Raw genomic sequence first — 10790 nt, 5'->3', positions numbered from 1 at the left:
GCCGATTCGCCTTGCGCCATCGACAAGTAGGGCGGACTTACCCTTTGAACGATTTTTCCAGTCCCTGAATTTTTCGATTATTTTGCGTTCCATAATAAGTATACACGAAAGTGCAAGTAGTAATATATGAATTTCTACACGAAAGTGCAAGTTGTGTAGGGTGAATTTCTGCACGAAAGTGCAATTTCTTTGTAGTATTTTATAGTAAAAGCCTATAACGTGAGCTAAAAATTAAGTATTGGACAATAACTAAAAAGCCATCTATATTTGCGCTTGTTAATAAACCTACTAAAATGATAGGAAAGACTGGATCCTTCACTTCGTTCAGGATGACGCATTGAATTGTGTCAAGATGACGCTTTGAAGAACTGGTTTTAGCGAAAAAAGGAGAGGTGTTAATGAGCTTAGGTATTGAAACTCGATGTATTCACGGTAATTTGAACCGCTTTGACAAGGATGGAACGGGTTCCATCAGTTTTCCCATTTACCAGACGGCGACTTTTGCTCATCGTGGCGTTGGCAAGTCCACGGGCTTTGATTACAGCCGCCTGCAGAACCCCACCCGTGAACAGCTGGAAAAGATTGTGGCCTCCCTGGAAGGGGGCGTTGACGCGCTGGCATACTCCAGCGGCATGGCGGCAATTGCTGCCCTTTTTGAAATTTTTGAACCGGGCGACAACATCATTATCGACTCCGATCTTTACGGCGGAAGCATTCGCCTTTTTGATAATGTCAGCAAGAAGAACGGCCTTGAAATCACTCGCGTGAATTTCGGCACCGATGACATCGAAAGTTTTATCAAGCCTAACACCAAAGCTCTCTATTTCGAAACACCTACAAACCCCATGATGAACATTGTGTCGGTGCGTCGCATTGCTGGCATCGCCAAGACTCACGGCATTTTGTGCATTGTGGATAACACCTTCCTTTCTCCCTATTTTTCTCAGCCGCTGAATTTGGGCGCCGACATTGTCATTGAAAGCGGCACCAAGTTCCTGGCCGGTCATAACGACACCTTGGCCGGATTCCTTGCAACGAACCGTCAGGATATTGCGGAAAAGTTCCGCTTCCTTATCAAGACGGTGGGCTCGGGCCTTGCTCCTTTCGATAGCTGGCTTTTGCTTCGCGGTATCAAGACTTTGCCTATTCGCATGGAGCGTCAGGCCGCAAACGCTTTGGAAATCGCCAAGTGGCTCCGCAACAATAAGCATGTGAAAAAGGTTTATTACCCGGGCTTTGAAGACTATCCGGGTCACGATATCTTGAAGGAAGAAGCGTCTGGTTTTGGCAGCATGATTACTTTCGAGGTGGAGTCCCGAGAACTTGCACTTTATATTTTGGAAAATGTGAAGTTGATTCAGTTTGCAGAAAGCCTTGGCGGTGTGGAATCGCTGATTACTTACCCGATTACTCAGACTCACGCGGATGTGCCCAAGGATATTTTGGAGAAGAATGGAATTACGCCTAGCGTTTTGCGGTTGTCTGTGGGCATTGAAAATGTGCAGGATTTGATTAAGGATTTTGAGAATGCCATTATAGAACTGCACTCAGGTAACGATGGAGCGTATGTGTAATAATTGATGATTGATGATTGATAATTGATGATGAAAAAATGTTAATAATGGCGCTTCGCGCGAAAACGTCATCCCGGCGTAGGCCGGGATCCCTGTACGGAAAAAAAGAGGATTTCAAATATGACGAAAGAGAGAAATTTAAACTTTGACGAGATTGTGGATCGTCGCGGTACCAACTGCCTGAAGTATGATTTTGCAGTAGAACGCGGCGCATTGAAGCCGGGCGAAGATTCTAACGGTTTGTTGCCGCTGTGGATTGCGGATATGGATTTCAGAACGTCCTCCTTTGTTCAGGATGCTCTGATCCGCTCTGTGGAACATGGCATTTTTGGCTACACCGAACCCAAGGCCGAATACTTCAAGGCGCTTCAGAATTTTTACCGTCGTCGCCACAATTTTGAATTTGATCCCAGATGGGTGATCAAGACTCCAGGCGTCATGATTGTGCTGGCCTTGGCCATCAAGGCCTTTACGAAAGTGGGCGATGCCGTGCTGATACAGCAACCGGTCTATATGCATTTTCCGGATGTGATTCTGCAGAACGATCGCAAACTTGTTAGCAACGATCTGGTTTATGGCGAAGATGGACGCTACCATATTGGCTTCGAAGATTTTGAAAGAAAGATTGTGGAAAATAATGTGAAGTTGTTTTTGCTTTGCAGCCCCCACAATCCGGTTTGCCGCGTATGGACCCGCGGAGAACTTTTGCGCGTTGGCGAAATCTGCCTGAAGCATAATGTGTTCGTTGTCGCTGATGAAATCCATAACGATTTCGTTTTCGAAGGAACCCACACCGTGTTTGCTTCCCTGGGTGAAAAGTTTGCGGACAATTCCATTACGGTAACGTCTCCCACAAAGACATTCAATCTGGCTGGCCTCCAGATCGCCCACGCCTTTATCAAGAATCCCGAAGTCCGCAAGGCCATCCGCAAGGAAATTGATGGCATCGGTTACAGCCAAGTCACGATTCCTGGGCTTGTTGCCGCCCAGGCCGCATACGAACACGGCGAAGAATGGCTGGAGTCGTTGAAAAAATACCTGAAGGGAAACATTGATTTTGTGGACAAGTTCGTCAAGGAAAATCTGCCCGGCGTAAAGCTTGTTCCTATGGAAGCCACCTACTTGGCATGGCTGGATTTCAAGGGCACGGGACTTTCTACCACGCAGGTGGATGACTTGATTCGTAACAAGGCCCGTCTGTGGCTCAATAGCGGAACCCTCTTTGGAAAAACCGGAGAATGCTTCCAGCGTGTGAACCTCGCTTGCCCCCGCAGCATTCTGGAAGAAGCTTTGAACCGCATTAAAAAGGCGCTGGAGGCTCTTTAATGAAACTCAAAACCACAAGTCTGCTTAAGAAAAATACTCTTGATGATTATCTGAACGCGGCAATTGGTGCTGCCCGCTGGATTCAATCCTTGGAAGTGAAAGAAAAAGTGGGCAAGACCTGGAAAATTTTTCCAGATGGTCAGAATGGCTATAAGGACAACCCTTTCGTTGGCAAGACCAGTTTTTATGCGGGTTCCGCTGGCATCGGCTTTTTCTTTTTGCGTCTGTACCAGGTGACTAGCGATGAGCAATGGCTTGACGAAGCCAAGGCTGCTGCGGAATATATTCTTGCCAATCCTCGCGGACTTGAATTTTATCATAAAGTTCAGAAGCAGAACCCTGTAAACGGTTGGTTTTTTAGTTACAAGGTTGGCCCCATTAGCGAAGGTCAGTTTGTTTACGCACTTTACCGTGAAACCAATGAAAATCGCTATTACGAATTTGCAATCCGCACAGCCAACACATTTGTAGAGGCCGCCATTGAAGACGAAAATAGATTGCGCTGGAGCGACTTCCGCGACATCGTGGGTGACGCTGGCGGCATCGTCTATTTGCTGCAGGTCTACAAGGATACCCGCAAGAAAATTTATCTGGAAACCGCCAAGAAGGCTGGTGCCTACATTGAAAAGTTTGGTCGCCCTGCAAAAAACGGTGGAACCTATTACGACCTTTACGACCTTGAAAGTGTTGGAGAAGGAGAGAAGGGTGCCGTGCATGTGAACTTCTCCCATGGTTCGGCAGGTACGGCTTACTTGTGGGCTGCTCTTTACGAAGCTACCAAGGATAAGCGTTACTTGAAGCTAGCCGACGATGTGATTAAATATCTGGAAGGAATTGCCGTTGGCGATAAAACTTCTGTGCTGTTCCCGTACCAGGATCATCCGGAAAAAGGTCCCCTTGACAAATTCTATTTAGGCATGTGCGGCGGCCCTATCGGAGCGAGTTTGCCCTTCAAGAAACTTTATGAGTTGACTCATGACGAAAAATATTTGCAGTGGGTGAAGCGTTTGTATGCAGGCCTTGTTAAGGCTGGTGTTCCTGAAATCAAGTCCTGGGGCTATTGGGGAAGCAAGTGCATTTGCTGCGGTGGCCCCGGCGCATTGGAATACTTTGCAACACTCTACAAGACCTATGGAGACGCTCAATACCTGAAACTGGCTCATCGTTCTGCTGATGTTTTGCTAGGTGAATCTTTTGAGGAAGAAACGGGCCTGAGCTGGTACGGAGCCTGGGATCGCGTGAACCCCAGTCGAATCGTCAGCTACACCGGATTCTACATCGGTGCCGCAGGCGTTGCTGGATCTCTGCTGAAACTCATTGCCGCCGAAAAGCACATACAAATCGCAGAGTTCTTTGAATATTATCTTTAAGGGATCGTAGCGCTACTGCATATATTGTACGACTTGCTTTTTGCCTCAAAATTTGATATATTAAAGATTGTTGAACTTTGAGGAATTTCCAAGCGAAAGCTTATTGATATTTATGGCGATATGGGAATTCCGTATATTGACATGGATATTTCCGAAATCGAAGATGAATTAGCTGTATTTGAAGAAATTGAGGCTTCATCGAAATGATTGTTGTTTCTGATACAACTCCCCTCATTTCTTTTTTAAAGATAAATCGCCTTGATATTCTGGAGAAAAATATTCGGAAAATTATTTATATTCCTTGAAAATAAAATACGAGGCTTACATGGAAAAGGATTTTTTTAACACAATTCTACAAAACATCAATGTAGTTGACGAAAATGGACTTGGTTACGACATATCTCTGTTGCCAGAAGCAAAAAAAGAATACGAAAATTATAAAAATCGTTGTCTAGCGAGTGAATGGAGCGACTCTCACTTTGATGAGTGGAGTGATGCAGATACATTAAAATTCATTAGAAAGCCTTCGCTCGTTGAATTCATTGATGATCCAGCAAAAAGAAAACAGGCAATTTTGGAAAATAAAGCAAATGTATATTTTCCAGTTTGCGACAACAAATCTGCTAGTAACGAAATGCCTTGGAATGAAATTCACCAATTAAACGGAGTCGAAAAGTACAATTCGCTGATTGTGGCCGCAGCAAAGGAGTATTCTTTAGACCCGGATTTATTGAGAGCTATAGTTTATATGGAGACCACTCATGGCTATTACGACAATGCCATTTCAAATGTGTTTGGGGCATTTAACCTAACTCCGAATTATATTCCTGAAAGTATAAACAAGTCCATTTTACCAATGAATATAAACACTCAATTTTGGGGTGATAATTTTGGGTCGAGAGAGCAGTTAAGAATTCCTGAATACAATATATATGCTGGAGCAAAGCATCTAAAACAGTTACAAAATGCTGTCGGAGGACTTGACATAGAAAAAATCGCGACATTGTACAACAACCTTTCCGCCCGACGAATAAATGACTACGGGAAAAGGGTTGCAAGACTGTATCAAGAAAAACCCTGGATAAATCCGCCGTCACAATACAATTACAACGAAGGTGCTCCTTTACTCAATTTTCTTCGAGCATTACTTATATCGACATACACTCTGTGTCCATCTCTATTCGCTGAATAACAATGAACAAAGACGCTGAACTATTTGCATCTCGGGTTGGCATTGCAACTTTTGCAACAGCATACTGCGCTTTGTTAATGAGCAGATTAAACAGAGAATGTGAATCGGCTGACATATTTATGTCGATCGTTCTAACGACGGGTTCTTTGTTATGTTTTTTACTTTTTATTCGACTTCCTTGGCAATTTGTATGCAAACGCATCGTTAAATTTAGTCAAGCAAATGAAAAATTCATAAAAAAGCTATTTTGTTTATGCTGTTACGACGTGTTTCCCTTGACTATAATAGTCATAATTGCGTGCTGGTTTGATTTCTATGCGGAACTGTTGCTTCTACCGATTATAACAATTGCGTTGATTGCACTCGTCCTGAAGTTTTGCGATAAAATAAAATTCAGCAAAAAGACGCAAATCGCTTACTTTGTGTCGAATACAGTAGTTCTAACCGTAATAGGATTTTGGGTATCCCTTGGCAGCAATGAGAACATCACAATGGCATTGACCTTTGCTAGGTTCATGATGGTTGTCGGTCCAATTACTTTGCTTTTTAAATGCACAAAACTCTTTTATTTGCCAACGGCTGTAATTGTGGTAGGAAAACTATTGTACGGAAATTTTTCCACACTGGATACAATTTTCATTCCTTGCAATTTCTTGATTAGCGCGGTATTTGCTCTTGTCATGACAAGGCACAATCAGGCTTAACTGTTATAAAACAAACCTATATCTAACCCTAGAAAAATAGTATAAAAACTATCCCTTGCCAGAAGGCAGGGGTTTTCTATTTTTATTCCTACAAGATTGATAGGGAATTAGAAAATGTTTTCGAGTTCACCTAAGCATTCGAAGGAGTTCATTATGTGTAGTGACTGTCGAATGCCGAAAGGCATGCAGAAGAATAGATAACTGCTTCGCTCAAATATCAAAAGTCCTTGATGTTTTGGTCAAAGCAAGTAGTTAATCAAGTGGAAAAAACTTAAGGACGAAAGACCTGGCGCGGTGCCGGGCGAAATAATCAAAAACAGAAATCGGGCCGAATGAAGTCGGCAAAAAAAAGGAATTTTAAAAATGAGTGAAAAGAAAGTTGTCGTTATTACTGGTGCTGCACAGGGTATTGGTCTTGCAGGTGTCAAGAAGTTTTTGAAGGAAGGCTGGGCCGTTGCCGCCACCGATATCAAGAAGAAGGAACTTGACGAAGAAGTGGCAAAGCTTGTTGCCGAAGGTCACGACGTTACCGCCTACGAGCTTGACGTGACCAACTACAAGCAGGGTCAGGAAGTCATCGCCGAAGTGGTAAAGAAGTATGGCCGCATCGACGCCCTGTTCAATGACGCCGGCATCACGGGCCACCGCAAGAATATTCTGAACTTTGACCCGGAACTGATCAAGCAGGCCGAAGATGTGAACCTCTGGGGAAGCCTCTACTTGATTCAGCATGTTTCCCGCGTGTTTGTGGAAAAGAAGATTAAGGGTGCCATCGTGAACGTGTCCTCCTTTGTGGCATCCTTTGCAGAATGGTCTCCGTTCGGTTATGGAATTTCCAAGTCCTCTGTTGACGGGCTTACCCGTACCGCAGCCTTCCATTTGGGCGAGTACGGTATTCGCGTGAACTCGGTGGCTCCTGGCTATACCAAGACCGAAATGGCCATCAAGTACGACTACTCCGATCCTAAGCTTCGCAAGGCTGCCGAAGATAAGAGCCTTTTGAATCGCTGGATTGAACCTTCCGAAATCGCTGCTGCCGCTTATTTCCTTGCAAGCGACGAAGCCAGTGCCATCACCGGCGTAAAGCTTCCTGTGGATGCTGGTTACACCACCACCAAGGAAGATAACAAGGTAAGCCTTTACGGTGAAACTGAGTAGTAATTAGCTGAAAAAAATGTGTCTTCCGTTAGTGTGAAAGCGATCCTGAAAAGGGTCGCTTTTTTATGTGAATTTCTGAACACTTGTACACTTTTCTTAAAATACATTTTTATGTATTTTTGTATTTACTATGAAAGAACCTTTTAAAGCTGAGTTTATCGAATCTGCACTACAAAAGCTAGATAAGCGTGAATATTTTGACGAACTTATTGACGCCACGTCCCATATGGGCATTTACCTAACTGCTTTGAAAAGGTCTATCGCCGAAGAATCTTGTACTCGATCCATGCTCTGGAAGGAAAATTTTCATTCAACTAGCATGGAAGGAACTTGCACGAGTCTTGAAGAATCCCTAGAAAACAAGGCGACAAATGAAACGAGCACAAGTAACAAGGATTTAGACAATTACACTAATGCCTTGAATAGCGGCCTCTCTTATTTGATTCGTGATGGACGATTCAGTGAAGAAATGCTTTTGGAAATGCACCGGATTTTACTTAGTGGCAACGTGCACAAAACCTCGGAAAACACTGGTAGGTATCGAGTAAAGCAAAATTATATCAAGGACGAAGCTACAAAGGATGTTTCGTTCACGCCACCAGCACCGTCAAATGTCAAGAAACTGATGGACAATCTCATCAGTTACATGAACAATTCTTCTCCAACGCAGCGGAATCTCGTAAATGCTGCGCTAATCCACGCTCAATTCGAGACGATCCATCCTTTTGAAGATGGCAACGGACGTATTGGCAGAATGATTATAGTCTTGTACCTGTTTTTTACCCACGAAATTGATAGACTGTACCTGTTCTTGAGCGAAGCTATTGAAAAAGAAAAGTATAGATACTACAAGTTGCTAAACGATATTCGTAGCAATGGCGCCTGGAACGAATGGGTGAAGTTCTTTCTGGACATTGTCAATAAGCAAAGTATCAAGTATAGCGAGAACATAGTCAAGATTGAAAAGTTGTACACACGCAGTATTCAGGTGATAGACGAAAAGTGCTCCTCGAAAATTGCAAAGCAGGTTTTTGAGTGCTTTTTCAAGATGCCTATACATACTAGTAAGTCGATTGCAAAAGAAACTGGGCTTTCCAACACAGCCATCAATCGAGCGTTAGATAAACTCGTTGAATTCAACCTTGTGTTCAGCAATCATCAGAAACGTAATACTTTATATGTTTTTTACGAGTTGATAGACTTGATATAGCGAATTTATCAGTTAGCATATTTTTTTTCAGTTAATATAAAAATCCTTTCTTCTGTTCCTTGGCCAACGATTCGAGGCAATCCAATTCCTTAAATGTATATTGGTTAATCACTCGCTTGATTTCCTTTAAGGACGCCTCTTCGAATTGGACGCTTTCAGCCGGAACAGACGCACCTCGTTCAGGAATCCTTATACGGCACTTGCTTTCTATCGTATTTAACGTATCGTTCTTTTCTTCAAAAATGTCTAGCGCTATAATTTCCCCAGTTTCATCCTGAATCAAAGCATAGGTATCTCGATGATTGGGGTATCTACGATCTTCGCTTACATAAACGAATTTTACAGTTTCCTCTTTTGACATGGATACATAATAAGGAACGATTTTGTCAACATCAACTTCAAAGTACTTATCTAAATAATCGCTGTGCGACAACGAATAAAAAAAGTTTTGTTTTCTTACCCAGACATAAAAACGATAGGTATGCCCATGAAAACTTTGCATGATAAAATCTTTATCAACAAAAACTGCAATCTCCGTGTCACCGACATTTACCTTGTCTGCGTATGCTGAGAAAAAATACTCTGGAATAAGATTCCTCCAGAGTATAAATTCTACAACAAAAACAAGTGTTGCAATCGCAAGAATTATTTTAAAAGCAATCCATTTCACGAAGACAGCCTTCCCTAACTTTGTTGATAAACGCCCTTTGTGCGGCATCAATAAAGATAGATTCTAGCAAAGGGTTCATTGGGAAAAAATTATAGCTACGCACGCGTTTTTCAAAATTTTTCCAACCGCCATAGCTATTCACGAACATGCCGAAGCGGCCGTAAAGATCGTTTTCAAAATAATTTTCAACAGCAGTATGCAACGGCAGCCCTTGTCCAACTAAGGTCGAGATGTTCCGCGCGTCAACATCTGCGTAGAAGTCACTACGTCCAAAACTATGATTAAAACCATCAAGCTTTTCACCAATGCTAAGGTCCGCCAGTTTGTATAAACTGTCATTGCTAAACCACCCCTTACTACGCAAGTCCTTCAAATCTCGCGCAAAAGTAAACATGTCACCAGCCCAGCCAGCTAGATCAGGACGTATATATTGGTGATTTTGAGGCCAGTCAAGATACTTGCTCAATGTCGCATGAAAATGGGAGACGTCAAAGGGCGCATTGACTTTTGGAAGTTCAAGTTTGCTAAACAAACCATCTTTAGAAAAATACCTAGGATAGCGCGGGTATTTCGTTCGTATTAAAGAATCCAAATGGTTGTTGGGAGAACCGGTGGTCAGGTCCCACTTCATCCCTTGATACCCGCCGTAATACCTCAACAAACGCATTTGTTCCAAAGCCCTGTCTCGCGCCACGTAGTTTTTCCAGCCAGGTAGCACGATCTCTGCGTCGATATCCTTGATTGCGCGAAGGTATTGTTGAAAAGACGGCTTTTCCTGTTCCATCAAATTACGAGTCCACGAAATGGACGGAACCAACCCACCAACTCCAGGGGAAGGCCGGAATTCATGGGTGTAAATGGTGTCTCTCGGTGCACAAGAACCGATTACAGGTAATAGAGGTCCATAATCTGCCGTTGCAGACTCCTTTGCCCTTGCGGGCGGTTAAATGAAATTGCCAAGAGCAAAGGATTTATGTAGCTTTACAAAACTCAAAGGGGCTACAAAGTCCTTTACGGGGCCGACCAGCAATTCCAGTTGCAGGCCGGTCCTTTTTTCTTGGAGAGAAGAGCACCTTCTCCAACCTAAATATACGTCAAAAGTAGCCATATTTTCCTCCGCCAAAAGAAAAACGTTTGTTGTTCGCTGATTTCTAACAGAGATAACTAATTATGCTCTTATTTGCAACACTTTTTTTGTTTTTAGAAAGAAATTGCCGTCATCATCGTTTTAAGGCCGTATTTTCGTGTCTGCACCAGATGAAAATCTCCCTCTGTCGTAGCTTTCAAATATGCTTTCTACCTGGGATCTCACAACTTCCGCCAACTTGAATTGAGCAATTTCGTTGCGACGGTAGTTCCGCATTACGGACTTCACATCCAGCAGGACGCCAACGATTTTGTGGTAAGGTTTAGAATTGTCCATCCAGTCGCTAGAGGCTGTACCCAGGAACTGCATTTTATACGGATCAAAGGGAATTTGATTCAAAATTTGGCTCTTCATCAACATGTGTGGGTGGCTTCGCCACCCTTTTTTGTTGACTTTCGCCTAAATTAAACAAAAAATGGGCTATTTTCTAAAATTTAAT

The 10790-nt window shown here is 43.1% G+C and carries 11 protein-coding genes; 7 read left to right on the top strand and 4 right to left on the bottom strand.

Annotation, left to right across the window (positions count from 1 at the left end; translation table 11 throughout):
- Positions 1 to 398: 398 nt before the first annotated feature.
- The 7 genes from BGX12_RS14665 to BGX12_RS14630 all read left to right on the top strand — a co-directional run bounded on the left by BGX12_RS14665 (position 399) and on the right by BGX12_RS14630 (position 8534).
- On the top strand, positions 399 to 1574 hold the full coding sequence (locus tag BGX12_RS14665) for a PLP-dependent aspartate aminotransferase family protein (protein ID WP_109736778.1): 1176 nt from the start codon (positions 399 to 401) through the stop codon (positions 1572 to 1574).
- Between the two features lie 120 nt (positions 1575 to 1694).
- Positions 1695 to 2900 carry a MalY/PatB family protein gene (locus BGX12_RS14660; protein ID WP_109736777.1) on the top strand — a complete coding sequence of 402 codons (1206 nt, stop codon included), beginning with the start codon at positions 1695 to 1697 and terminating at the stop codon, positions 2898 to 2900.
- A complete protein-coding gene (locus BGX12_RS14655) occupies positions 2900 to 4270 on the top strand; it encodes a lanthionine synthetase LanC family protein (RefSeq protein ID WP_109736776.1) in 1371 nt (456 codons plus the stop codon). The genes BGX12_RS14660 and BGX12_RS14655 overlap by 1 nt, the downstream gene beginning before the upstream one ends.
- Before the next feature lie 325 nt (positions 4271 to 4595).
- The gene (locus tag BGX12_RS14645) at positions 4596 to 5462 is read left to right on the top strand and encodes a transglycosylase SLT domain-containing protein (RefSeq protein WP_139258392.1); all 867 of its coding nucleotides are present in this window, start codon (positions 4596 to 4598) and stop codon (positions 5460 to 5462) included.
- Positions 5463 to 5464: 2 nt separating this feature from the next.
- The gene (locus tag BGX12_RS14640; RefSeq protein WP_073160087.1) at positions 5465 to 6166 is read left to right on the top strand and encodes a hypothetical protein; all 702 of its coding nucleotides are present in this window, start codon (positions 5465 to 5467) and stop codon (positions 6164 to 6166) included.
- A gap of 363 nt (positions 6167 to 6529) precedes the next feature.
- Entirely contained in the window at positions 6530 to 7324 is a 795-nt protein-coding gene (locus tag BGX12_RS14635) for an SDR family NAD(P)-dependent oxidoreductase (protein WP_109736775.1), read from the top strand.
- A 130-nt stretch (positions 7325 to 7454) separates the two neighbouring features.
- Positions 7455 to 8534 (top strand): Fic family protein, encoded by a 1080-nt coding sequence (locus tag BGX12_RS14630; protein ID WP_073160091.1) that lies wholly within the window; start codon positions 7455 to 7457, stop codon positions 8532 to 8534.
- A 31-nt stretch (positions 8535 to 8565) separates the two neighbouring features.
- Here BGX12_RS14630 and BGX12_RS14625 read toward each other — a convergent pair whose 3' ends face one another.
- The 4 genes from BGX12_RS14625 to BGX12_RS14610 form a co-directional block, all read right to left on the bottom strand.
- Positions 8566 to 9204, bottom strand: coding sequence for a hypothetical protein (locus tag BGX12_RS14625; RefSeq protein WP_109736774.1), 639 nt, complete (start codon positions 9202 to 9204; stop codon positions 8566 to 8568).
- A complete protein-coding gene (locus BGX12_RS14620) occupies positions 9185 to 9991 on the bottom strand; it encodes a hypothetical protein (RefSeq protein WP_146196373.1) in 807 nt (268 codons plus the stop codon). The genes BGX12_RS14625 and BGX12_RS14620 overlap by 20 nt, the downstream gene beginning before the upstream one ends.
- A gap of 156 nt (positions 9992 to 10147) precedes the next feature.
- Entirely contained in the window at positions 10148 to 10312 is a 165-nt protein-coding gene (locus BGX12_RS15595; RefSeq protein WP_158278278.1) for a hypothetical protein, read from the bottom strand.
- 120 nt (positions 10313 to 10432) lie between these two features.
- Positions 10433 to 10690 (bottom strand): hypothetical protein, encoded by a 258-nt coding sequence (locus BGX12_RS14610; protein WP_146196372.1) that lies wholly within the window; start codon positions 10688 to 10690, stop codon positions 10433 to 10435.
- Between the last annotated feature and the right edge of the window lie 100 nt (positions 10691 to 10790).

It is taken from the genome of Fibrobacter sp. UWR4 (assembly GCF_003149045.1).
Taxonomy (GTDB): Bacteria; Fibrobacterota; Fibrobacteria; order Fibrobacterales; family Fibrobacteraceae; genus Fibrobacter.
This window is presented reverse-complemented; position numbering and strand designations above follow the sequence as displayed.

What these genes read in the sequence shown, in the direction of transcription:
- BGX12_RS14665 (WP_109736778.1), top strand. Translation starts at nt 399, where the DNA reads ATGAGCTTAGGTATTGAAACTCGATGTATTCACGGTAATTTGAACCGC.
- BGX12_RS14655 (WP_109736776.1), top strand. Translation starts at nt 2,900, where the DNA reads ATGAAACTCAAAACCACAAGTCTGCTTAAGAAAAATACTCTTGATGAT.
- BGX12_RS14645 (WP_139258392.1), top strand. Translation starts at nt 4,596, where the DNA reads ATGGAAAAGGATTTTTTTAACACAATTCTACAAAACATCAATGTAGTT.
- BGX12_RS14630 (WP_073160091.1), top strand. Translation starts at nt 7,455, where the DNA reads ATGAAAGAACCTTTTAAAGCTGAGTTTATCGAATCTGCACTACAAAAG.
- BGX12_RS14635 (WP_109736775.1), top strand. Translation starts at nt 6,530, where the DNA reads ATGAGTGAAAAGAAAGTTGTCGTTATTACTGGTGCTGCACAGGGTATT.
- BGX12_RS15595 (WP_158278278.1), bottom strand. Translation starts at nt 10,312, where the DNA reads ATGGCTACTTTTGACGTATATTTAGGTTGGAGAAGGTGCTCTTCTCTC.
- BGX12_RS14660 (WP_109736777.1), top strand. Translation starts at nt 1,695, where the DNA reads ATGACGAAAGAGAGAAATTTAAACTTTGACGAGATTGTGGATCGTCGC.
- BGX12_RS14640 (WP_073160087.1), top strand. Translation starts at nt 5,465, where the DNA reads ATGAACAAAGACGCTGAACTATTTGCATCTCGGGTTGGCATTGCAACT.